At 73.7% G+C, this 21,773-nt stretch carries 20 protein-coding genes and 1 pseudogene; 14 read left to right on the forward strand and 7 right to left on the reverse strand.

The genetic code is table 11. The annotated features are described in order from the left end of the window. Positions 1 to 8 precede the first annotated feature (8 nt). The gene (locus AC27L3_RS17915) at positions 9 to 1,265 is read right to left on the reverse strand and encodes a serine hydrolase domain-containing protein (RefSeq protein ID WP_487235030.1); all 1,257 of its coding nucleotides are present in this window, start codon (positions 1,263 to 1,265) and stop codon (positions 9 to 11) included. 228 nt (positions 1,266 to 1,493) lie between these two features. Between AC27L3_RS17915 and AC27L3_RS17920 the strand changes: the two genes are divergently transcribed. From AC27L3_RS17920 to AC27L3_RS17930, 3 genes are all read left to right on the forward strand, one after another. Next, a complete protein-coding gene (locus tag AC27L3_RS17920; RefSeq protein WP_487235031.1) occupies positions 1,494 to 1,862 on the forward strand; it encodes a hypothetical protein in 369 nt (122 codons plus the stop codon). Between the two features lie 87 nt (positions 1,863 to 1,949). Beyond that, entirely contained in the window at positions 1,950 to 2,219 is a 270-nt protein-coding gene (locus tag AC27L3_RS17925) for a hypothetical protein (protein ID WP_487235032.1), read from the forward strand. 98 nt (positions 2,220 to 2,317) lie between these two features. After that, on the forward strand, positions 2,318 to 3,073 hold the full coding sequence (locus tag AC27L3_RS17930) for an SDR family oxidoreductase (protein ID WP_487235033.1): 756 nt from the start codon (positions 2,318 to 2,320) through the stop codon (positions 3,071 to 3,073). On the opposite strand, the gene AC27L3_RS17935 is transcribed toward AC27L3_RS17930, so the two are convergent. Continuing rightward, positions 3,058 to 4,371 carry a helix-turn-helix domain-containing protein gene (locus tag AC27L3_RS17935; protein WP_487235034.1) on the reverse strand — a complete coding sequence of 438 codons (1,314 nt, stop codon included), beginning with the start codon at positions 4,369 to 4,371 and terminating at the stop codon, positions 3,058 to 3,060. The genes AC27L3_RS17930 and AC27L3_RS17935 overlap by 16 nt on opposite strands. Before the next feature lie 322 nt (positions 4,372 to 4,693). On the opposite strand from AC27L3_RS17935, the gene AC27L3_RS17940 reads away from it, so the two are divergent. Together AC27L3_RS17940 and AC27L3_RS17945 are read left to right on the forward strand one after the other, a co-directional pair. Next, the gene (locus AC27L3_RS17940; RefSeq protein ID WP_487235035.1) at positions 4,694 to 5,566 is read left to right on the forward strand and encodes a diaminopimelate epimerase; all 873 of its coding nucleotides are present in this window, start codon (positions 4,694 to 4,696) and stop codon (positions 5,564 to 5,566) included. Between the two features lie 467 nt (positions 5,567 to 6,033). Continuing rightward, positions 6,034 to 7,002, forward strand: coding sequence for a polysaccharide deacetylase family protein (locus AC27L3_RS17945; RefSeq protein WP_487235036.1), 969 nt, complete (start codon positions 6,034 to 6,036; stop codon positions 7,000 to 7,002). 24 nt (positions 7,003 to 7,026) lie between these two features. On the opposite strand, the gene AC27L3_RS17950 is transcribed toward AC27L3_RS17945, so the two are convergent. From AC27L3_RS17950 to AC27L3_RS17970, 5 genes are all read right to left on the reverse strand, one after another. Next, positions 7,027 to 8,259, reverse strand: coding sequence for an exo-beta-N-acetylmuramidase NamZ family protein (locus AC27L3_RS17950; protein ID WP_487235037.1), 1,233 nt, complete (start codon positions 8,257 to 8,259; stop codon positions 7,027 to 7,029). A gap of 121 nt (positions 8,260 to 8,380) precedes the next feature. Further along, a complete protein-coding gene (locus tag AC27L3_RS17955; protein ID WP_487235038.1) occupies positions 8,381 to 9,568 on the reverse strand; it encodes a cytochrome P450 family protein in 1,188 nt (395 codons plus the stop codon). 123 nt (positions 9,569 to 9,691) lie between these two features. Continuing rightward, complete coding sequence (locus tag AC27L3_RS17960) at positions 9,692 to 10,336, reverse strand: phosphatase PAP2 family protein (RefSeq protein WP_487235039.1); 645 nt, start codon at positions 10,334 to 10,336, stop codon at positions 9,692 to 9,694. Continuing rightward, the gene (locus tag AC27L3_RS17965) at positions 10,333 to 11,061 is read right to left on the reverse strand and encodes a DedA family protein (protein ID WP_487235040.1); all 729 of its coding nucleotides are present in this window, start codon (positions 11,059 to 11,061) and stop codon (positions 10,333 to 10,335) included. Before AC27L3_RS17965 ends, AC27L3_RS17960 begins: the two co-directional genes overlap by 4 nt. 179 nt (positions 11,062 to 11,240) lie before the next feature. Next, positions 11,241 to 11,645 (reverse strand): rodlin, encoded by a 405-nt coding sequence (locus tag AC27L3_RS17970; protein WP_487235041.1) that lies wholly within the window; start codon positions 11,643 to 11,645, stop codon positions 11,241 to 11,243. Positions 11,646 to 11,975: 330 nt separating this feature from the next. On the opposite strand from AC27L3_RS17970, the gene AC27L3_RS17975 reads away from it, so the two are divergent. The 9 genes and pseudogenes from AC27L3_RS17975 (at position 11,976) to AC27L3_RS18015 (ending at position 21,617) form a co-directional block, all read left to right on the forward strand. Next, positions 11,976 to 12,290 carry a putative quinol monooxygenase gene (locus AC27L3_RS17975; protein ID WP_487235042.1) on the forward strand — a complete coding sequence of 105 codons (315 nt, stop codon included), beginning with the start codon at positions 11,976 to 11,978 and terminating at the stop codon, positions 12,288 to 12,290. 440 nt (positions 12,291 to 12,730) lie between these two features. Next, positions 12,731 to 13,750: an isopenicillin N synthase family dioxygenase gene (locus AC27L3_RS17980; protein WP_487235043.1), complete on the forward strand. Its 1,020-nt coding sequence runs from the start codon at positions 12,731 to 12,733 to the stop codon at positions 13,748 to 13,750. 167 nt (positions 13,751 to 13,917) lie between these two features. After that, positions 13,918 to 15,244 (forward strand): annotated as a pseudogene (locus AC27L3_RS17985) (MbnB/TglH/ChrH family RiPP precursor modification enzyme). Between the two features lie 37 nt (positions 15,245 to 15,281). Next, positions 15,282 to 16,313: a TIGR04222 domain-containing membrane protein gene (locus AC27L3_RS17990; protein ID WP_487235044.1), complete on the forward strand. Its 1,032-nt coding sequence runs from the start codon at positions 15,282 to 15,284 to the stop codon at positions 16,311 to 16,313. A gap of 260 nt (positions 16,314 to 16,573) precedes the next feature. Continuing rightward, positions 16,574 to 17,647, forward strand: coding sequence for a S1 family peptidase (locus AC27L3_RS17995; RefSeq protein WP_487235045.1), 1,074 nt, complete (start codon positions 16,574 to 16,576; stop codon positions 17,645 to 17,647). Between the two features lie 117 nt (positions 17,648 to 17,764). Then, positions 17,765 to 18,499: a Mut7-C RNAse domain-containing protein gene (locus AC27L3_RS18000; protein ID WP_487235172.1), complete on the forward strand. Its 735-nt coding sequence runs from the start codon at positions 17,765 to 17,767 to the stop codon at positions 18,497 to 18,499. Between the two features lie 284 nt (positions 18,500 to 18,783). Beyond that, positions 18,784 to 19,053, forward strand: coding sequence for a DUF1876 domain-containing protein (locus AC27L3_RS18005; RefSeq protein ID WP_487235046.1), 270 nt, complete (start codon positions 18,784 to 18,786; stop codon positions 19,051 to 19,053). Positions 19,054 to 19,158: 105 nt separating this feature from the next. Continuing rightward, positions 19,159 to 20,895 carry a sensor histidine kinase gene (locus AC27L3_RS18010; protein WP_487235047.1) on the forward strand — a complete coding sequence of 579 codons (1,737 nt, stop codon included), beginning with the start codon at positions 19,159 to 19,161 and terminating at the stop codon, positions 20,893 to 20,895. Between the two features lie 59 nt (positions 20,896 to 20,954). Then, complete coding sequence (locus AC27L3_RS18015) at positions 20,955 to 21,617, forward strand: response regulator (RefSeq protein ID WP_487235048.1); 663 nt, start codon at positions 20,955 to 20,957, stop codon at positions 21,615 to 21,617. Positions 21,618 to 21,773 lie beyond the last annotated feature (156 nt).

Raw genomic sequence — 21,773 nt, forward strand, 5'->3', positions numbered from 1 at the left:
GGCGCGGGTCAGCGCGGGGAGAGCAGCCGCTCGGGTGCCGGGCCGCTGCCCTTGCCGGCCGGCGGGCGGGTGCCGCAGTACTCGGACTCCAGGAGGGCCTGCAGGTCGATCGCCGCCCAGTCGCCGTTGACGTTGAAGGCGGCGGTGTGCCGGCCGTCGGGGGTGGCCGCGGCCAGGGAGACCGAGCCGTGGACGCCGCCGCTGTGGAACCACACGTCCTTCCCGCACGACAGGCGGGCGGTCTCCACGCCGAGTCCGTACCCGACGGACCCGCCGTCGTTCGCCGGCACGGTGGTCAGCAGTTCGCGCTGCCGGCGTTCGGGCAGCAGCTCGCCGCCGAGCAGGGCGCCGTAGAAGCGGTTGAGGTCGCCCGTGGTGGAAATGATCTCACCGGCCGCCCATCCCCAGCTCATGTTGAGCTCGGTGACGTCGTAGGTGCGGCCCTCCGGGTCGGCGGGCATTTTGCTGTAGGCGCGGCCGGAGGGGTCGGGCATCCAGGGCGAGGTGCCGGGCAGGCTGGTCTGGCGCAGGCCGAGCGGGCGCACGATGCGCCGCTCGATCTCGGAGGCGTAGGAGTGCCCGGTGACCTTCTCGACCACCATGCCGGCCAGGATGTAGTTGGTGTTGGAGTACTGCCATTTGCCCGGCTCGCCGGGTGAGAAGAAGGGGGCGTGCCGCATGGCGGTCGCCACCAGCTGGGCAGGAGTGCGGGTTTCGTACCGGTGTGCGGTGAAGTCCTGGGTGAGCTCCTTCCAGAAGGCCGGATCCTGCGTGTAGTTGAAGATGCCACTGGTGTGGTTGAGCAGCTGGCGCAAGGTGATGCGGTTGCCGTCATGGCCGTTGCCGTGGACGACGCCGGGCAGGTACTTCTCCACGGTGTCGTCCAGGTCGAGCCGACCCTCGTCCTCCAGCTGCAGCAGGACCACCGAGGTGAACACCTTGCTGATGCTGCCGATGCGGAAGTGGTCGCGCTCCTGGCGCTTGCGGCCGGAGGTGAGGTCGGCGACGCCTGCGGAGGCGTTCCAGGCGAGGGTCCGGCCGCCGGTGCGTTCCCGGGTGCCGCCGAGGACGCCGGGCAGCCCGGCTCTGACGTGCTCCTCCATCACGGCGCGGGTCGCGGCGTGCCGGTCCTGTGCGCGGGCCGGGGCGGCCGTCGCGGTCGTGGTCAGGGTCGTCGTGGTCAGGGTGGTGGCGGCCAGCGCGGCGGTCACTGCGACGCCCAGCAGCGTCCGGCGGCGTGTTCTGGCAGTCCTGGGTGCGGTCATGGGTGCCTGCCCCTCGGTCGGAAGCGTTCCTGATCGCCTCCGAGGACCACGGGCGGGGCGCGCACCGTTGAGCGGCGCCGGCCGGAAGGGGCGACTTCCGGCCAGGGACGATCGGTCGTGCCGACCGGTCAGGATGGGCCGATCAATCAGGAAATAACACTCGTATCCTGCCAATCTCACCCGATCGACGGAATGCACCGAAAGTGCTGCCGCATCTACCCTTTCACCATGCCGATGTGGGGTCGCGCCGCAATCCTGCCGCCCGTGGTGCGGGCAGTGGTCGCCGTGCTGGCCTCCGTCCTGCTGGTGCTGTCGGGTTCGGTGTCCGCCGGCGCGGAGCCCGTCCCCGTCCGTGCGGGGGCGCCCGTCTCCGCGTTGATGGAGGACGACTCCTCCGACGAGTGCGTCACCTGCACGACCGAACAGCGCGTACCGCGCCCGGGGAGGGTCGGGCGGCCGGCGGGCAGGCGCACCTGCCCGCCGGCCTTCGTGCCCGCCGCCGGGGAGGCCGGGGGGCTCCCCGGCCCGCGGGCGCCGGCCCGGCCCGGTGACGCCGTCGCCACCGGGCACGCGCACCACTCCGTCCTGCGCTGCTGAGCACGTCCACGCCCCGTCCCCTCCTTCAGGGGGGCGGGGCGTCGCCGTGTCCCGGCTGTCCCGCAGGTACGACCCAGGAGTGACGTCATGCGCATCGATGCTGCGCGCGCACTCGGCGCCTACGTGCGCGCCGAGGCCTACCGTTCCGTCCGCCCCACGCCCGAGCCGGAGCCGGCCCCCGTCGTGGTGGAGGAGTCCGTCGAGGAAATCGCCGAGGAGATCGCCCAGGGGTTCGGTGCGGGGCGCGCCGGTGGGCGGCTTGCGGGGGAGCGTCCCTGCGGGCCGGCCGCCCGCGCCCGGCTGATCGCCCGGCTGCTGTTCCCACGCCGCCATCAGGAGGGGCCGGCGCAGGGCTGACCAAGGACCCTCGCCGGCGGGGGAGCCGACATGCGGGGCATGCCGTACCACCATAAATTGGTCGTGCCCTGCCGTCAGCCCTCGCCGAGGAGGGGCGTATGCCCAGCCACACGCTCAAGGACAAGGTCGTCGTGATCGGGGGCGCTTCGAGGAACCTCGGAGGCCTGATCGCGAAGGAAGTCGCCGCGGACGGCGCGAAGGTGGTCGTCCACTACAACAGCCCGTCCTCCAAGGAGGGGGCCCAGCAGACCGCCGAGGCGGTCAGGGCGGCCGGCAGCGAGGCGGTGGTGCACGAGGCCGACCTCAGCCGGCCGTCGGAGGCCGAGGGCCTGTTCGAGGTCGCGGTGGGCGCGTTCGGCCGGGTCGACTGCCTGGTGAACACGGCCGGCATGGTGATCAAGAAGCCGATGACCGAGGTCACCGAGGACGAGTACGACAAGATGTTCGCGGTGAACTCCAAGGCGGCCTTCTTCACGATGCAGGAGGCCGCCCGCCGGATCGAGGACGGCGGGAAGATCGTCACGATCGTCACCTCGCTGCTCGCCGCCTACACGGGGCTGTACTCGGTCTACGCCGGCAGCAAGGCGCCGGTCGAGCACTTCACCCGGGCGCTGTCGAAGGAGTTGTTCGGCCGGAACATTTCGGTGAACAACATCGCCCCCGGCCCCATGGACACCTCGTTCTTCTACCCGGCCGAGACCGACGACTCCATCGCGTACCACAAGTCCTCGTCCATGAACGGCGAACTGACCAAGATCGAGGACATCGTGCCGTACGTGAAGTTCCTGCTGACCGACGGCTGGTGGCTCAACGGCCAGACCCTGTTCGTCAACGGCGGCTACACCACCCGCTGACCCTCCAGCGCGAACAGCCGCACCAGTACCGGAACGCGGTAACGCGTCGCGCCCTCGGTGTCCGTGACCTCCAGCAGGTGACAGTCCAGCAGGTCGCCGAGGATCCGGTGCACCCGGGGCGCCCCGCAGCCCAGCAGCGCGGCCGCCTCCTCCATACCGAAGACGGCCCCGCCGTCCGCCGCCAGTCGGAGCAGGGCCCACTGGGTCTGGTCGTCGAGCAGGGCGAAGGCCGCCGCCACGGACGCCCGCACCGACAGATCCCCCGCGCTCAGCTCGCGCAGCCGGGTCCGCGGCTCGCCCAGCACCTCCTCCGCGAGCGTGCCCAGCGTCCAGTGCGGCCGGGCCCGCAGCCGGCAGCCGGCCACCCGCAGCGCCAGCGGCAGCCGGCCGCACAACTCGGCCACCCGCGCGGCCTCCCGCGGTGCCCGCCCCACCCGCTCCGCCCCCACCGTCCGGGCCAGGAACGCGAGTGCCTCCCCGGCCGTGAAGGCGCCCACCTCGACGTGCCGGGCGCCGGGCAGCGCCGCGAGCCGCCGCCGGCCGGTGGCCAGCACGGCCGAACCGCCGAGCGCCGGGCACACGCAGCGGATCTGGCCCTCGCGCACGGCGTCGTCGAGAACGATGAGCACGCGCCTGCGCGCGAGCACGGCGCGCAGGCGCGCGCTCGCCTCCTCCGGGGAGTCGTACGCCCCCGCCGGGGCGCCCAGTGACCGCAGGACCCGGCGGACGACCTCGTCGGGCCGCGGCGCCGGGCGGCCGGCGGGCGCCAGGTCGACGTGGACCTGCCCGTCGGGGAAGGCGCCGCGGCAGCGGTGGGCGGCGTGGACCGCCAGCGCGGTGCGGCCCGCCCCGGGATGCCCGGTGATCAGCACCAGCCGCTGCGGCGGACCCAGCGGCGGGCACAAGGCCTCCCGTACGTCGCGCAGTTCGGCCGTACGGCCCGTGAAGTCCGCGACGTCGGGCGGCAGCTCGCGCGGAATGCCGTCGTCCGGCGGCAGAGGGCGCGGAAGCACCGGCCGCTCGGGACCGCGCCCGGGGGAGAGCCGGGCCATCACGGCCGCCTCCAGCAGCCGTCGGGCGCCCTCCCGGCCGCCCGACACCGGCTGACGCTGCGTCAGGGCGCTGGTCAGGAGCTCGACCGACTTGCGCTGAGGGCTCGCCGTGCGACCGCGCTCCAGATCGCTGATGGCCCGCACGCTCAGCGTCGAGGCGCGGGCGAGCTCCTCCTGCGTCATCCCCGCCGAGAGCCGGCAGCGGCGCAGCAGCGCACCGAAGGCGACCTCCTGGGAACCGTCCACCCCACCCATTCCCCCTCGCGCCGGCAGCCTCCCCCGCGACCGGCCCCTTCCAGCGTAAGGTGCCCACCGACACGGTCAAGATGCCTCCTACCACCCGCTATGCAGGCAATACGGTGAGACGGCGCGAACCCGGCGCCGGAGCACGCGGCGCCATGCGCCCGGCGGACGCGCGCACACCAGCCGCCCCACGGACCGGAAGCCGACCGGCAGTTGGCCGACAGAAGCCCGGCGAACGCGTTGCGGCCCCCGCCCGCCCCGGACCACGATGCGCCATCAGGGCGCCACGGGCCCGCCGCGGCACCCCGCACCCGGAAGGTGGTCGATGGAACGGCAACGCACCGCCCGGCCCGGGCCGCGCTACGTCAAGGGCCACTGCTGCGGCGACGGTTTCCTCCTCCTGCTCGACCCCGGCGACCGGATCCCGCTGTCCGAGGACGCCGTGCGCCGCGTGTGCGACCCGCACGCCGGGCTGGGCGGCGACGGGCTGGTGCGGCTGACGCAGACCGCGGGCGGCGGCTCCCACCGCAGGCCGCGCACCGCCTGGTTCCTCGACTGCCGCGAGCCCGACGGCTCGCACACCCTCCTGTGCGGACCCGGCGCCGGCTTCGCCGCCCGCTACCTCGCCGAGGCCGGCCTCGCCCCCGCGGGCCCGGTGCGCTTCGCCACCCCCGTCGGCGACCAGCGCGCCAGCGTCGACGACAAGGGCCGCGCCACCGTCGAACTGCCCCGCCCCCGCGTGCTGGGCAGCGCGTCGGTGACCGCCGAGGACCGCACCCACCCGGCCACGACGATCTCGCTCGGCAGCCTGCACCTCGTCAGCGTCGTCGACACCCCCGTCTCCTACCTCGACCTGAGGAAGGAACCGCGGACCGACTCCGCCGCCTTCCCCCGCACCGCGGGCGTCATCCACCCCGCCCCGGACCTCGTCTTCGTCAACGTGCTGCCCCGCGGCAGCCTGCGCGTACGCGCCTACCGGCCCGGCACCGGCGAAGTCCGCACCGGCGGCACCGTCGCCTGCGCGGCGGCCGCCGCCGTCCAGCACGCCGCCGGCGGCTGGGACACCACCGTCGTCGAGAACCCCGCCGGAGCCCTGACCGTCACCCTCGCCGCCGGCGCCCCCGCACTCCTGACCGGCCCCACCGCGATCAGCGCCGAGGGCGCCCTCGACCCCCGCTGGCTGGCAGCGGCCTCGTAAGGGGCGCGGGGCTGTGCCGATCGGCGGCTGCCGCCGCGTGGGCGCGAGCGGCCACCGACGGCCCGCAGTCGAACGCGCCACCCCGGGATCCGGGCGCAGCACGGCACCGCATCTGCGGGCGCGTCGTGGCTTGTCGCGCAGTTCCCCGCGCCCCTTGGGGCGCGGTCGCGCCGAGTGACGAGCCGGCGCCGCCGCCGGGGCGCTGCCGCGGCCCCCGGCCGGGCGTGGCGTCACCTCTTCGTCCGACGGCCGCTTGGCCTACGGCCCCGGCGCGTCCCGCAACGCCGTGACCGCCGCGGCCGCCGCGCGCGGTGCCACCCGGGCGGGCGACGCGCCCCGGCGTCCGCGGTTGCGGGAGTGCGCACCTGCCCCGAGGGTTGGTGTCAAGATCATCGAACCGGTGTCGTGCCGGGGTGAGGTGAGGGACCGTGCCGTGCCGGCGGTCCGTCACCCGTGAGGAGTCGTGCATGTCCGGATACGCAGAGGTCTTCCGGCGTGGCCGGGGGCGCCACCGGCGGCGCCGGCGGATTCCGCTGAAGACCGTGGCGGTGCTCTCCGCGCTGGTGACCTGCTCGGCGTTCGCGGTGACCCGGATGGAGGACGACCCCTTGGACTGCGCGCCCCGCCGCGGCGCGGACGGGCGCCCGGCACGCCTGCCCGCCGAGTGCCGGGGCGCCGCCGCAGCGCTGCGCGCGGGAGCGCCGGCGGGCAAGGCGCCGGGCCACGCCGGCGGCGAGGGCGCGGACGGGGTGCCGCACGACGGCGACGGTGGCCGCCCCGGCCGGGCCTCCGCGCCGCCGGAGGCCGAGGGCGGCTACGACCGCGAGCGGTGTGGCAACACCTCCGGGCGCCTGCTGCTGTCCCTGGACGACTGGGCGTACAGCGATCCGGAGCGCTCGGTGCGCATCGGCGCCCAGCTGCAGGCCCAGGGCGTGCGGGCGGCGTTCTTCCTCATCGGCAAGTTCGCCGCCCAGTACCCGAACATCACCGCCACGCTGCGGCAGCAGGGGCACTGGGTGGGCAACCACTCCTTCACCCACAAGCAGCTCACGGCTCTCGACGAGCAGGAGTTGCACGACGAGATCCGCAGCGGCGTCAACGGGAACCTGCTGCGGCCCCCCTACGGGGATGCCGGCGAGCGCGAGCGCGACGTGGCCGCGGATCTGGGCTATCGCATCTGCAACTGGACCATCGACACGCACGACTGGGAGAAGGGCGACGGCCCGGGCGGGCTGCGCAGCGCCGAGGCCGTCAGGGCGAGCGTGCGGGACGCCTCGCAGGAGGAGAAGCACAACGGCGTGATCCTCGGGCACTTGTTCAGCAACTTCCCCGCCGCGCTCAACGACATCATCGCCGACCTGCACGCCCAGGGCTACCAGCTGTGCCGCAACACCGGCCCCGTCACGGAGAACGTCCCGCACCCGCTGCCCTGCTGATCCGCCCGCTTCCCCGTGCGGCGCTCACGCATAGCGCAAGTACTTCGCCCGTACCGTCCGGAACGCCGCGAGCTCCGTGCGCCAGGCGCCGACGACCTCGTCCGTGTCCGCACCGGCGTCGATCATGGTGCGCAGCCGTGCGGATCCCGAGAGCTTGTCGATGAAGTGGTCCGGGCGCCAGGCGAACCCGCGCCAGGTGCGCTTGGCGGTCACCAGCAGGGCCACGGCCGTGCGCAGGGGGTCGTAGGCGGCGCGGTCGTGGACGTGCAGCTGCACGCCGCCCATCGTCCTGCCCAGGAACGGGCCGAAGGTGGGGACGAAGTACGCCTCGCGGAAGTGCACACCGGGCAGGCGGGCGGCGTTGGCGGCCTTGGCCCAGCGCCCGTCCAGTCCCTCCGCGCCCAGCATCTCGAAGGGCCGCACCGTACCGCGTCCCTCGGACATGTTGGTGCCCTCGAACAATCCGGTGCCGCAGTAGACGAGGGCGGTGTCCGGGGTGGCCATGTTGGGACTGGGCGGCACCCACGGCAGGCCGGTGGCGTCGAAGAAGTCGGCGCGGTGCCAGCCGGTCATCTCCACGACGGTCAGCTCCGCCCTGCGGCCGGCGACGGCGGGTACGAACTCGCCGTTGTACAGCAGTGCGAGCTCGCCGACGGTCATGCCGTGCGCCTGGGCGATGGGCGCGCGGCCGACGAAGGTGGCCCACCGGGGGTCGAGGACGGGCCCGAGGGCGTGCCGGCCCGAGATCGGATTGGGCCGGTCCAGGACGACGAAGCGCTTGCCGGCCGCGGCGGCGGCGACCAGGCAGTCGTAGAGCGTCCAGATGCACGTGTAGTAGCGGGCGCCGCAGTCCTGGCTGTCGTAGACGAGGGTGTCCACCCCCGCCCGCTCGAACAGCTCGACCAGGGGCTGCCCGCTCTTGCGGTAGGTGTCGTACACCGGGAGCCCCGTCGCCGCGTCCCTGGAGTCGCCCTCGGACAGGCCGGCCTGCGGGGTGCCGCGGTAGCCGTGCTCTCCGCCGAGGACGGCGACCGTACGCACCCTGCGGTCGGCGTGCAGGACGTCGACGATGCCGCGCGCGTCCCAGGTGATGCCGCTCTGGTTGGTGATGACGCCGATCCGCTGTCCGGCGAGCAGCCGGTACCCGTCGGCGGCCAGCCGCTCGAACCCGGTGCGGACCCGGCCGGCGCGGCGTGGGGCCGCTCCGGCCGGCGCCCGGCCCGCCGCTCCCCACGCGGCGGCGGTTCCGGTGGTCACCAGGGCCCGTCGGGAGACCGTCGGCCTATAGGGCGTCACACGGCGCAAACTAGCCCATCGGGGCGGCCACGGCGGGCAGCACACGCGGCCGGCACGCGCCGCTCACCCCCGGGCCGGTGCGTCAGTACCGCACCGGCAGGGCCCGCAGGCCCCGCAGGGCCAGGCTCGGCCGCCACTGCAGGTCCGCCGGGTCGGCGTCCAGGGTCAGACCGGGCAGGAGCCGCAGCAGCGTCTCCACCGCGACGGCCGCCTCCAGGCGGGCCAGCGGCGCGCCCAGGCAGTGGTGGACGCCGTGGCCGAAGGCGAGGTGGCCGCGCGCCTCGCGGTGGAGGTCGAAGCGGTCGGGTTCGGGGAAGCGGCGCGGGTCGCGGGCCGCCGCGGACAGCACGACGATCACCGCCTGCCGGGCGGGCACGAGGGTGCCGCCGATCTCCACGGGTTCCTTCGTGTAGCGGTACGCGGCCCGCTCCACCGGCGAGTCGTGCCGCAGGGTCTCCTCGACGGCTGCCGCCACCAGTGCGGGATCGGCGCGCACCGCGGCGATGCGCCCGGGATCCTGCAGCAGGTTGAGGACCGTGCTGGAGATCAGGTTGACCGTGGTCTCGTGCCCCGCGACGAGCAGGAGGAAGGCCATGCCCAGCAGTTCGGCGGACGAGAGGCGGTCGCCGTCGTCGTCGGCGGTGCGGGTCAGGGCGCCGAGCAGGTCGTCCGCGGCGCCGGTGCGCTTGGCTTCGATGAGGTGGGCGAGGTAGCCGGTCATGGCCCCGGCGGCCGCGGTGGCCGCCGCCTCGCTCGTGGGCTGCACCATCTCGTCGGACCAGGCCCGGAAGTCGGCGCGGTCGGCCGGGGGCACGCCGAGCAGTTGGCATATGACGGTCAGCGGCAGCGGCAGTGCGAAGGACTCGACCAGGTCGGCGCGGCCGCCGGACGGCAGGCCGGCCACGAGCCGTTCGGCCAGGCGGACGATCTGCGGGCGGAGGGCTTCCATGCGCTGCGCCGTGAACTCCCGGGCCACCAGGCGGCGCAGCCGCGTGTGGTCCGGCGGGTCGGTCTGGAGCATGTTCAGGCCGATGGCGTAGCCGCCGTCCCCGCTCCAGCCGGGGGAGTGGCGCAGGTCGCAGCTCAGCCGGGGGTCGGCGAGCGCTGCTCTGGCCTCCTCGTGGCCGACGACGAGCCAGGCGTCGCGTTCGTCGGGGGTGCGCACGCGGTGGACGGGCCCCTGGGCGCGCAGCCGGGCGTAGAGCGGGTGGCGGTCGGCGGCGAGGTCCGTACCGGGGTACGTGAGGTCGTCGAGGGCAGGTGCGGGCATGCGGGATCCCTTTCTGCGGCCGGATGACCGGAAATCAAACGGGGGCTGTTCCCCGTTTTCTCGGTACGAGCCTACAGTAACCGGGGAATGCTCCCCGATTCGGGTCCGGGATCGTCCCGCGGGTCAGGCCGGGGCCACCAGCAACGGCCGCAGCCGGCCCTTGCGGGCCCGCTCCACCCAGCGCGCCCCGTGCGTCGCGAACACCGTGAGGGGGACGGCGAGGGCGACGCCCACCAGGGCGCCGGCGGCGACGTCGTGCGGATAGTGCACCCCGATCCACACGCGGGAGGCGGCCATCGCGATCGCGGCCAGCACGGCCACCGCACCCACCCTGCGGTCGACGAGCCACAGCGCGCCGGCCGCCGCGAAGGCGACCACCGCGTGATTGCTGGGGAAGGACCAGTCGTCCCGCGGCGGGCACGCCGCCAGCGTGAAGCTGCCGGGGATCGAACGGCAGGGCCGCTCCTCGCGCACCACCGCCTTGAGCAGCAGGTCCACGCCGTAGACCGCCACCACGACCAGGGGGACGGCCAGCGCCCGGGCCATCATCGGCGAGTCCGAGCGCCGGGCCCGCCACCAGGCGACGAGCATCAGCGCGGCGAACAGCGCCAGCCCGAACGCCGACCAGGTGCAGACCGTGTCGTTCAGCAGCCACGGCGCGTGCTGGGCGTCGTGCGTGATGTCCGTGTAGAGGCCGCCGTCGATGCCCGAGCCGTCGAACCCGGGGGAGGGTGCGGGCCGCGGCCCGGGGCCCGTGAGCGCCGTCAACGGGCCCCCTCGGGGTCCGAGGGGACCTCGGGGGTCCGGTCGGGATGGGGCGGGTGTGTCGCGGCCTCACCGGAGCATGCGGCGGCGGCCCGCCGCCTGCCGCGCAGCACCTCCAGGGCCACCGGCAGCAGCGACACCGCCACCACCAGGCCCACCAGGGGCAGCAGATAGCGGTCGACGTCGGGGACGGCGGACCCCAGGGCGTACCCGGCCAGCGTCAGCCCCACCGTCCACACCAGCCCCCCGGTCACCTGCCACAGTGCGAAGACGCGCGCCGGGACGCCGAGCGCCCCCGCGAGCGGGTTGAGCACCGTGCGCACCACCGGCACGAAGCGGGCCAGGACGATCGCCCGCGCGTGCCCGTAGCGGCCGAGCAACTCCTCGGCGCGGGCGGCGCCTTCCAGCAACCGCCGGTTGTGCGAGCGCGCCAGCAGGGCGCGGCCGCCGCGCGCCCCCAGGACGTACCCGCACTGCGCGCCCAGCAGGGCGCCGGCCACGGCGGCGGCCAGCACGGACAGCAGGTCCAGGTGCGGTCCGGAATGGGCTCCGGAGCGGCACAGCAGCCCCGCGGTGAACAGCAACGAGTCGCCGGGCAGCAGGAAGCCGATGAGCAGACCGGTCTCCGCGAACAGCACGACGGCGATCCCGAGCGTGCCGAAGGCCGTCAGCAACGAGGACGCGTCCAGGACGTTGACGGCCAGTGTGGGGGCGGATGCTACGAGCACGAGTGCGTGGCCTCCCTGATCGAGGGGCGGCGGGCGGCCGGCCCTGCGGAATTGCGTTCGAGCCGGGAATCCGGCCGGGCCGCCCCGGCGCGGTGCCGCCCGTCCGGACATACAAGAATCCCCCCGCCCCGGGGCCCGTACACCCGGAGCGGGGGGAATTCATGGCACTGCGACGATCGTCAGTGCCCCTCGCCTTCGTTGCCCGAACCGTTGCCCGAAATGATCGGGATCTCGTCGACCAGGTGCGACAGCGGGTCGTCACCGTCGTTGATGGTCGAGTTGTCCGTGCACTGCTGCTGCTGCTGGGACGTGAGGATCGGAACGTCCTGGACGCCGATGTTGATCAGGGCGAGGATCGACTGGACGCCGACCTTGCCGATGCCCACGCAGAGCTTGTTGAGCGAGCCCTGGATCAGGCTCATCTGCGGGCTTTCGTGACCCCCGGTCCGGGTGTTGCCGTAGCCGGTCTTCGCACCGTTGGCGTTGGCCACATCCTGGTCGTTGTCGACGGCCATCGCTGGAGAGGCGACGGCACCCACGACGGATGCCGTTACCGCTGCCGTGGCGAGCACCTTGTTGAGCACGTCACTTGCCTTTCGATCGATCGATGATTCCCACCGGGAAGCGAACTGAGTAACTGCGGCCGAATTGAGAAGTTCCGGAGTTTCACTCATTCGCTCCAGTGCGGAATTACCGCAAGAAGGGCAGGAACACAGGTCAACTCCTTTGTGGTGGCGGGCTTTGCGATTTCCCGCCGGTCCGGCTGGTAGCGTGCGCGGCGCGGCGGGTTCGCCGACCGCCCGGCCCGTCCGGACAGCGCCCCCACGCGCCGAGTCCGGGCGGGCCTTCGCAGGTTCCCAGGTTCCGCCGAGCATCGCCGAACCCGTCGGGGGTTCGCTGCAGAAGGGTGCGACGTGACCGTCGAATACATCCGTTACCGCATCGCCGACCCCGAGCGCCGCGCCGCCTTCGAGAAGGCCTACGCCGCGGCGGCCCCGCATCTGTACGCCGCTCCCCAGTGCCTGGGGTACGAACTCTCGCGCGGGGTCGAGGAGCCGGAGCGCTACGTCCTGCGCATCGAGTGGTCCTCCGTCGAGGACCATGAGCACGGATTCCGCCACGGCCCCCACTTCCCGCCATTCTTCGCCCACGTCGGGCCGTACGCCCGGGACGTCGAGGAGATGCGGCACTATGAACGGACGCTGCTGGTCGACAAGCGCCGAAGGTGAACGGGCGAAGGGCGCAGGGGCGGAGGCGAGCGGCGACGGGTGACCGGCGACGGCTGGACGGCCGAGACCAAGCGGCGACGGCTGAACGGCTACGGTTTTGTGAACGGCGTGTGACGCGTGCCACGCCGCCGACATCTGGCTCTTCCTTTGAGAACGTATAAGCTGGCGTTATGAACATGCTCGTCAAGCGCCGCCACGTGGACTTCGCCCGCGTCACGAGCACGTCCTGTCGCCGCTGCGGCTGACCACGCCCGAGCCCGTCCCGTACCCGGGGCCCGCGGCCGCGTGATCCCCTCCGGGCGATCTCTTGTTGCGCCTGATCGTCTCATCCTGCTTTCCACCCCTCCCCGGCCCCGCTCCGTCCGCACATCCTGCGGCTGTCCGGCGGGCCGTCCGGCCACCCGCCGGGCGTGACCGGGCTCTCACGCAGTGGACCTTCCATGATCAATGAGCTTCCCGTCCTCGACCTCTCCGCCGCCTCCGCCGGCCCCGACGCCCGCGCCCGCTTCCGCGAGGCCCTGCACGCCGCCGCGCGCGACGTGGGCTTCTTCCAGCTGATCGGCCACGGCATCACCGCCGAGGAGACCGCGGAGCTGATGCGCGTCATGCGGGCGTTCTTCGCCCTGCCCGAAGCCGACCGGCTCGCCATCAGCAACCTCAACTCCCCCCACTTCCGCGGCTACACGCGCATCGGCGACGAGCGCACGGGCGGCAGCCAGGACTGGCGCGACCAGCTCGACATCGGCGCCGAGCGCGAACCGCACGTCCCCGGCCCCGGCGAGCCCGGCTACTGGTGGCTGGACGGCCCCAACCAGTGGCCCGCCGCCCTCCCTGAGCTGCGCACCACCGCCCTCGCCTGGGTCGAGCGGCTCGGCGACGTCGCCCGGCGCCTGCTGCACGAGCTGCTGGCCTCGATCGGCGCGCCGGAGGACTTCTACGACGACGCCTTCGCCGAGCGCCCGCACCTGCACCTGAAGCTCGTGCGCTACCCGGGCACCGCACCCGACGGCGCGGGCCAGGGCGTGGGCTGGCACAAGGACTACGGCTTCCTGACCCTGCTGCTGCAGGACCAGGTCGGCGGCCTGCAGGTCGACCGCGGCGACGGCACGCCCATCGACGTGCCCCCGCTGCCCGGCGCCTTCGTGATCAACCTCGGCGAGCTGCTGGAGGTGGCCACCAACGGCTACCTCAAGGCCACCAACCACCGGGTGATCAGCCCGGCCGGCAGCCGCGAGCGGTTCTCCGTGCCCTTCTTCTTCAACCCCCGGCTCGACGCCCGCATCGCGCCGCTGCCCTTCGCCCATGCCGACCGGGCCCCCGGCGTCACGCAGGACACGGCCAACCCGCTGTTCGCCGAGTACGGCCGCAACGAGATCAAGGGCTGGCTGCGCGCCCACCCCGAGGTGGCCCGCCGCCACCACGCCGCACTGCTGGAGGAGACCTCCGCGGCCGTGGCCTGAGCCCCGCGCCGCCCGGCCCGCCGTGGGCCGGGCGGCGGCATTGCCAAGATCACATCCCGCCCGGTTTTTTCCTCGTCGATCAAGGGTTTACCAGGCCCACGCAGGGAATCACCCTCGCAACACGGTGCCCAGGGCGCCACGGGGGAACGTACGGGGGGTGTACGGCGATGAACGCCACACAGCACGCGACACGCGAACGCGACGCAGCACGGCATGCGGCACCGCACGCCGTCCTGGGAACGGGCATCGGCTGGCGGCCGGAGATCGCCGAAGCCGTCGAACGGCTGCCCGGCCTGGACTGGGTCGAGGTCGTGGCGGAGAACATCTGCCCCGGCCACCTGCCCGAGGAGCTCCGCCGCCTGCGCGAGCGCGGCACGCCCGTCGTCCCGCACGGCGTCGGCCTCGGCCTCGGCGGCGCCGAGCGGCCCGACCTCGGCCGCCTCGTCGCCCTCGCCGAGCTGGCCGAGGCGCTGCAGGCACCCCTGGTCAGCGAGCACATCGCCTTCGTGCGGGCCGGCGGCGGCCACAGCGGCCGGCCCCTCATGGAGGCCGGACACCTGCTGCCCGTGCCCCGCACCCGCGACGCCCTCGACGTCCTGTGCGCCAACGTGCGCGCCGCCCAGGCGGTCCTGCCCGTACCGCTCGCCCTGGAGAACATCGCGGCGTTCCTGGCCTGGCCCGACGAGGAGCTCACCGAGGCGCAGTTCCTCACCGAGCTCGTCGAGCGCACCGGCGTACGGCTCCTCGTCGACGTCGCCAACCTCCACACCAACCACGTCAACCGCGGCGAGGACCCGGCCGCCGTCCTCGACGGCCTGCCCCTGGAGGCCATCGCCTACGTGCACGTGGCCGGCGGGTTCGAGCGCGACGGCCTGTGGCACGACAGCCACGCCCACCCCGTCGGCGAACCCGTCCTCGCCGTGCTCGCCGAGCTCTGCGACCGGATCACGCCGCCCGGGGTCCTCCTCGAACGCGACGACCTCTTCCCCGAAGAGGCCGAACTGGCCGCGGAACTCGACGCCGTCCGCGCTGTCGTGGCGGGTGCCCGTGTCCGCGCCTGAGCAGGCACCGGGCACCGAGGCCGCCCGCCGGCGCCTCGCCCACGCCCAGCACGCCCTGCTGTGCGCCCTCGTCGCCGGCGGCCCGCCGCCCGAGGGCTTCGACGAGCGGCGACTGACCGCCCAGCGCCGCGCCCTGCTGGCCAAACGCGTCTCCGTCGTCGGCAAGGTGGCCCCCGAACTCCCCGGAATCCTGGGCGCCGACTTCCGCGACCTGTTCCTCGCCTACGCCCGCAACCGCCCCATGACCGGCGGCTACCGCAAGGACGCGCTGAACTTCGCCCACTACCTGCTGCTGCGAGGCGCCGTCCCCGATCCGGAGCGCCGACAACGGCTGGCCGCGTGGGCCGACGGGCACCACGCCCCCACGCAGCCGGCCCGGGGGCCGCTGCGCCGCCTCGCCGCGTCCCTGCGCCGCCGGCACACCGCGCGCTGACGCGCCGCTCACCTGCCGATCGAAAGGCATCCGACCCATGACCTTCGTCGTCGTGGCGGCACTGTGTGCCGCGCTGCTGTGCATCCTCATACCGACCGCCCGGCTGATGATCCTGCGCCGCCGGGCCCAGGGCTCGTCGTGGTCGCTGCGGCCCGAGGACCTGGACCTGACCGTCCTCGCCTACCTGCGGGGCGGCGCCGGCCGCGTCGCCGACACCGCCGTGACCGCACTGCACGCCGACGGGCGCCTCACCGTCAGCGGCGGCCGCATCCAGGTGGTCGAGCCCGTCGCGCACAACGCCGTGGAACGGGCCCTGCTCAAGCACTGCGGCGCCGACTGGAGCAACACCCTGCGCACCCTGCGCACAAAGCTGCGCCAGGACGACGCCATGGCCCCTCTCGACACCACCCTGGTCAAGCTGGGCCTCCTGCTGACCCCGCAGCTGCGGCGCGAGTGGCCCCGGGCCGTCACGGTGCAGCTCGCAGGGCTGATCGCCGGCGTGGCGCTGGCCCTTGTCGTCCTCGTCCAGGGCGACCTGTGGGCGTGGGCCCTCGTGCCGCTGCTGTCGGCCGTGCCGGCCCTGGTGGTCCGGCACCACTGCCGACCGCCCGCCGGGATCCCGTACACGGACGCGGGTGCGGCCCTGGCCCGCAGCATCGGGAAGGACGACCCCTGGAGCCGGAAGAACGCGGAGACCCACCCGGCCGGAGAGGCGGGGATCGTCGCCGTGCACGGTACGAGCGTGCTGCCCGGCAAGGAGCTGCGCAAGGCGTTCGAGCGGGCGGCGGAGCGACGCAGGAGCCACCGCCGCTCGGGCACCTCCCGGTCGTCCTCCTCCTCGTCCTTTTCTTCTTCGTCTTCCTCGTCCTCGTCGTCGGTGGCCGTGGTGGGCGCCTCGTGCGACGGGGGCCTCTTCTGCGGCAGTTTCGACTCCGGCAGCTCCTCCGACTCCGGCAGCTCCTCGGATTCCGGCAGTTCCTCGGACTCCGGTGGTTCGAGCTGTTCGTCGTCGTCCTGTTCGTCGTCCAGCAGCTGTTCGAGCTGTGGCGGGGGGAGCAGCTGCTCCTGAGACGGAGGGGAACGGGGGCGATTACCGGACAGTCGCCCGAGCGAACGTCCGGTAGTCGCCCGCTGCTGGGAGAGGCACGCGTGCGGTTCTGAGCGAACGTGTGCGGCCGGATGTCTTCTTGTGGACCGTCCGCGCCCGGGCGGACACTCGTTCGCGACTCGCTTGGCATGAACGCGACGTGCGGTTGCCGTCATGCCGGCCAGACCCTCCGGGCCCGGCGCCTCCCGCCGGGCACACCCCCCTCACAGGAGGTCGACGAGTTGACTCCCTCACGCATGCCCGCCCGGCGCACGACCCTCGCGGTCGCCGCCACCGTGGCCCTGGCCACGGCCTCCCTCACCCTCCAGCAGGCCCGGGCGGCCACGCCCGGCCCGCAGACGCTGACCGCCGCCCGGGCGGCCGGGCTCGCCCAGCGCCTCGGCACCGAACTCGCCGCCGGCACCGCCGGTTCGTACTACGACGCCGGAACCCGCACTCTCGTCGTCAACGTCCTCGATGCCACCACCGCACAGCAGGTCAGGGCCGCCGGAGCACAGCCGCGTACGGTCACGCACTCCTCCGCCGAACTCGCCGCCGCCAGAGTGCTCCTGAACCGCCGGGCCGCCGTCGCGGGCACCGCCTGGTCCGCCGACCCCAGGAGCAACAAGGTCGTCGTCACCGTCGACAGCACCGTCACCGGCGACCGGCTGGCCCGCGTCCAGAAAGCCGTGGCCGACCTCGGCGACCGCGCGACCCTCCGGCACACCACCGGGAAGATCCGGCCCCTCCTCGCCGGCGGCGACGCGATATGGGGCAGCGGCGTGCGCTGCTCCCTCGGCTTCAACGTCACCAAGTCCGGCGAGCCGTACTTCCTGACGGCCGGGCACTGCGGCAACGCCTCGGCCTCCTGGTCCCCTTCCTACGGGGGTTCCGTGGTCGGCTCGACCGAGACCTCCTCCTTCCCCGGCCACGACTACGCCCTCGTGCGCTACACCTCCGGCAGCGAGCCCCACCCGAGCGCGGTCGACCTGTACGACGGCGGCAGCCAGCCCATCGGCAGCGCCGGCGAGGCCACGGTCGGCGAGCAGGTCCGGCGCAGCGGCAGCACCACGCAGGTCCACGACGGCCAGGTCACCGGCCTCGACGTCACCGTCAACTACGAGGAGGGCCAGGTCGACGGGCTGATCGGCACGACCGTGTGCGCCGAGCCCGGCGACAGCGGCGGCGCCCTGTTCGACGGCGACACCGCGCTCGGCCTGACCTCCGGCGGCAGCGGCGACTGCTCCTCCGGAGGCGAGACGTTCTTCCAGCCCGTCCCCGCCGCCCTCCGGGCGGTCGGCGCCCAGCTGCCCTGACCCCGCGGGCCCGGCCCCTCGGCCCCGCGGGCGGGACAGCCGGGCCCGTCACGGCAGCGAGCGGCCCCCGCAAAACCCGGGGGCGCTCGCGGTGGTGAGGGTGGCATGCTGTGGGACGTGAACGGTCCGCAGATCCACCTGACTTTCGCCCCCGGCCTGCAGCTCTTCGTCGCCGCCGAGCGACGCCGGCCCCGGGCGCCCTTCGTCACCGACGGCGTCTCCACCCTGGGGCACGTCGTGGAGTCCCTGGGCGTCCCGCTCACCGAGGTCGGCCGGCTGCTCGTCGACGGCCGCCCGGTCCCGGTCTCCCACGTGCCGGCGGCGGGCGAACACGTGGAGGTGGAAGCGGTCGAACGGCCCCAGGAGGTGCCGGGGGCACCGCTGCGCTTCCTGCTGGACGTCCACCTGGGCACGCTCGCGCGGCGGTTGCGGCTGCTGGGCGTCGACGCGGCGTACGAGAGCGAGGACATCGGCGACCCGGCCCTTGCGGCGCTCTCCGCCGCGGAGCGGCGCGTGCTGCTCTCGCGGGACCGCGGCCTGCTGCGCCGGCGCGAGATCTGGGCGGGCGGCTACGTCTACAGCGACCGGCCCGACGACCAGCTCAAGGACGTCCTGAGCCGCTTCGGCCCGCCGCTGGCGCCCTGGACGCGCTGCACGGCCTGCAACGGTCCGCTGCAGGACGCCGACAAGGACGCGGTGCGCGAGCACCTCGAACACGGGACGCGCCGCACGTACGACGTCTTCGCCCAGTGCGTCGCCTGCGGACGGGTCTACTGGCGCGGCGCGCACCACGCGCGGCTGCAGGCGATCGTCGACGGCGCGATCCGCGAGTTCGGCACGGCGGCGGCCTAGGGCGTCTCCCGCGCCCCGTAGGGGCGCGGGGAACTGCGCGACAAGCCACGACGTACCCGCAGATGCAGCCATCAGCCGGCGCCGGCCGCGTCGCAGAGCTCGGCGGCCGCGTCCAGCCAGGCGACGGATGTGCGGACGGTGGGCCACAGGGCCTGCGAGGCCTCGGTCGCGGCGTCGGTGCCATCGGCCATGGTCCGGCAGCATGGCACGGCCTCCGACGCCACCGGTGTCGCATTCCGCCCCACGGGTGCACGCTGGAAGGTACTGCCGGAGGAGGTGCACTCATGAAGACGATCGTTGGCTGGCACGTCGAGGTGGAGTTCGAGGAGATCGACAAGCGGACCCACGCGGCGGTGCTCCTCAGGCTCCCGGACGGTACGGAGCTCAGGGCGCGGGCCCACGCCACCCGGCACCCGGACGACCCCGAGCAGGAGCGGGTCGGCGAGGAGGTCGCCGCGGCCCGGGCGCTGAACGAGCTGTCGCGGGAACTGCTGCAGAAGGCCGGGCACGACATCGAGGCGGTCACCCATGTGGCCGCGCACCCCAGGATGTGAGGCGGGGCCCCCGCGCCCGCCGGCTGCGCCGGATCTACTTTCGTCGGACCTTGTCGCGACCTTCGGTGAATGTGCCGGGCGGACCGGTCTGCCTAAGGTGCGGGGGTGGATGCGACATCGTGGGCACGTGATCTGAGGGCGCGGCTGACCGACCGGCGGGAGTGGTCGCGGCGCCGGGTCGTCGGCGAGAGCGTGCTGGCCGTCGTCCTGGCACTGCTGACCGTCTGGTCGGAGCTCGTGCAGGACCACGGCTGGCCGAGAGCCGTCGCGGCGACCCTCGGCGTCGTGGCGCTGCTGCTGGTCCGGCGCGTGCTGCCCGCGACGGCGCTGATCGCCGCGGCCGTCCTGGCCGGGCTCGCCGACAGCGGGGCGGTGCTGGTGCTCGCGGTGGCGGGCTGGTCCGCCGGGCGCCGGATCGCCGGGGTGCTGCGGGCGCTGCTGGCCTTCGCCGCCTCCCTGGTGCTGTTCGTGGGGCTGGCCGCATGGGTGGGGCACCAGTCGTCCACGTTCATCGTGGTGCTCAACACCCTGTTCTTCCTGGTGATCACCGTCGTCCCCGGCCTGGCCAGCCGCTACTGGACCCAGCGCCGGACACTGCTGCAGACGCTGCAGCAGCGCAACGCCCAGCTGCTGCGCGAGCGCCAGATGATCGTGGGGCAGGCCAGGATGCGCGAGCGGCAGCGCATCGCGCAGGACATGCACGACAGCCTGGGCCACCAGCTGGCCCTCATCGCCGTGCAGACCGGCGCCCTGGAGGTGGACCGGACGCTGACCGGGCAGCAGCGCGAGGCGGTCGGCGTGCTGCGCCAGGCGTCGGTGGCGGCGATGCACGAGCTGCGGGAGGTCGTGGGCATCCTGCGGGACGGCACCCCGCAGGACGAGCACTCCGGTTCCCGTGGCGTCACCGGCATCCCCGCGCTGGTCGACGCCGCGACGTCGGCCGGGATGAAGGTGTCCCTGGAGAGCACGGGGGAGGAGCGGCCGCTGGCGCCCGCCGCCGACCACGCCGGTTACCGGGTGGTCCAGGAGGGCCTGACCAACGCCGCCAAGCACGCACCGGGGGCGCCGATCACCGTCGGGTTGCACTACGAGCCGGACTCCCTGCTGGTCGAGGTCGCCAACGGGACGGTGCCCCTGGGGCGGCGGGTCGCCGAGGCCGGCAGGAGTCACCCGGAGCCGGTGAGCGGCGGCCAGGGGCTGACCGGGTTGCGCGAGCGGGCCCGGCTGATCGGCGGGATGGTCTTCACCGGCCCCGCCGAGGGCGGCGGCTTCCGGCTCGCGGCCGTGATCCCCTACGACTCCGCGGAGGGCAGGGAGGCCGGCGCCGGCCGGCGGGCGGCCCTGGGGGAGACGACGATCGTCGACACGACGGACGACTTTCGGGAGCAGACCGGGCCCTGGGCTCCGGGCGAGGGTGGAGCGGTCATCGACCCGCTCGACCCCCGCGAGGAGTTCAAGGACATCATGGGCACCAAGAAGAGCAACGGCTGCGCGATCGGCTGTGCGGTGGGCCTGCTGATCATGCTGGGGCTGGGGTTCCTGGCCCTCTTCGGGGTCGTCCAGTTCGTGGACGAGCTCGACAAGGGAATGATCGAGCCCAGCGTCTACGAGTCCGTCCGCATCGGGGACTCCGAGGCTCAGGTGCGTCAGAAGCTGCCCTCCGGCAGGTCGATCATCACCTCCGACGTGCGCGGCAAGATACCGGCCGAGCCGGCGGGGGCCGGCTGCCTGGTGCTGCTGTCCACCGACACCTCGCGCGGCCTGGACACCGATACCGTGTACCGGTTCTGCTTCACGGACGGGAAACTGTCCGAGAAGCGTGAGTTCCACGTCAAGAGTTAGCGCGAGCCGGCAGAAGCCGGCCGGCAGCAGCCCCGCGCCCCGCCCCAGGAGTTGAACCAGTGATCCGCGTCCTCATCGCCGACGACGAGCCGCTCATCCGGGCCGGAATCCGGATGATCCTCACCTCGGCCGACGACATCGAGGTCGTGGCCGAGGCGGCGGACGGGCGCGAGGCCGTCGAGCAGGCCCGGTGCCACCGCGTGGACGTGGCGCTCCTCGACATCCAGATGCCGAGGCTGGACGGGCTGGCCGCCCTGGCCGAGCTCGGCCGCAGCGTCCCCGGCGTCCGGGTGCTGATCCTGACCACCTTCGGCGAACGGGACAACGTGCTGCGGGCCCTGCGGCAGGGCGGCGCCGGCTTCCTGCTGAAGGACTCGGCGCCCGGCGAGCTCATCGGTGCCGTGCGGGCGGCCGCCGCGGGCGACGCCTACCTCTCCCCGGCCGCCACCCGGCACGTCGTCGACTCCCTCGCCACCGGGCAGGCCGGCGCCGCCGACACCCGCACCGCGGAAGCCCGCAGACGCGTGGCGGTCCTCGGCGAGCGCGAGCTGGAGGTGCTCGCCCTGCTCGGCGAGGGCCTGTCCAACGCCGACGCCGGCCGCCGGCTGCACATGAGCGAGGCCACGGTGAAGACGTACGTCAGTCGCATCCTCGCCAAGCTGGAATGCGACAACCGGGTGCAGGCCGCCCTGCTGGCCCGTGACGCGGGCCTTGGGCGATGACGGATCTCCTTACACATCCCTGATGGCAGAAAGCAAGGTTTCCAGCCATCTCCGCCTGACATGTGGTCAGGGGAGTGGTCGGTGTGCGATATCTTCTAAGGCGTTCCGACGTGACCGCGCGTCAGATCCAAAATCGTAGCCGCGGAGCGACGCTGA

This window comes from Streptomyces sp. PKA51, assembly GCF_057552455.1.

Coding starts and splice junctions, on each gene's coding strand:
- AC27L3_RS17915 (WP_487235030.1), bottom strand. CDS start 1,265: ATGACCGCACCCAGGACTGCCAGAACACGCCGCCGGACGCTGCTGGGC.
- AC27L3_RS17920 (WP_487235031.1), top strand. CDS start 1,494: ATGCCGATGTGGGGTCGCGCCGCAATCCTGCCGCCCGTGGTGCGGGCA.
- AC27L3_RS17925 (WP_487235032.1), top strand. CDS start 1,950: ATGCGCATCGATGCTGCGCGCGCACTCGGCGCCTACGTGCGCGCCGAG.
- AC27L3_RS17930 (WP_487235033.1), top strand. CDS start 2,318: ATGCCCAGCCACACGCTCAAGGACAAGGTCGTCGTGATCGGGGGCGCT.
- AC27L3_RS17940 (WP_487235035.1), top strand. CDS start 4,694: ATGGAACGGCAACGCACCGCCCGGCCCGGGCCGCGCTACGTCAAGGGC.
- AC27L3_RS17945 (WP_487235036.1), top strand. CDS start 6,034: ATGTCCGGATACGCAGAGGTCTTCCGGCGTGGCCGGGGGCGCCACCGG.
- AC27L3_RS17955 (WP_487235038.1), bottom strand. CDS start 9,568: ATGCCCGCACCTGCCCTCGACGACCTCACGTACCCCGGTACGGACCTC.
- AC27L3_RS17980 (WP_487235043.1), top strand. CDS start 12,731: ATGATCAATGAGCTTCCCGTCCTCGACCTCTCCGCCGCCTCCGCCGGC.
- AC27L3_RS17990 (WP_487235044.1), top strand. CDS start 15,282: ATGACCTTCGTCGTCGTGGCGGCACTGTGTGCCGCGCTGCTGTGCATC.
- AC27L3_RS18005 (WP_487235046.1), top strand. CDS start 18,784: ATGAAGACGATCGTTGGCTGGCACGTCGAGGTGGAGTTCGAGGAGATC.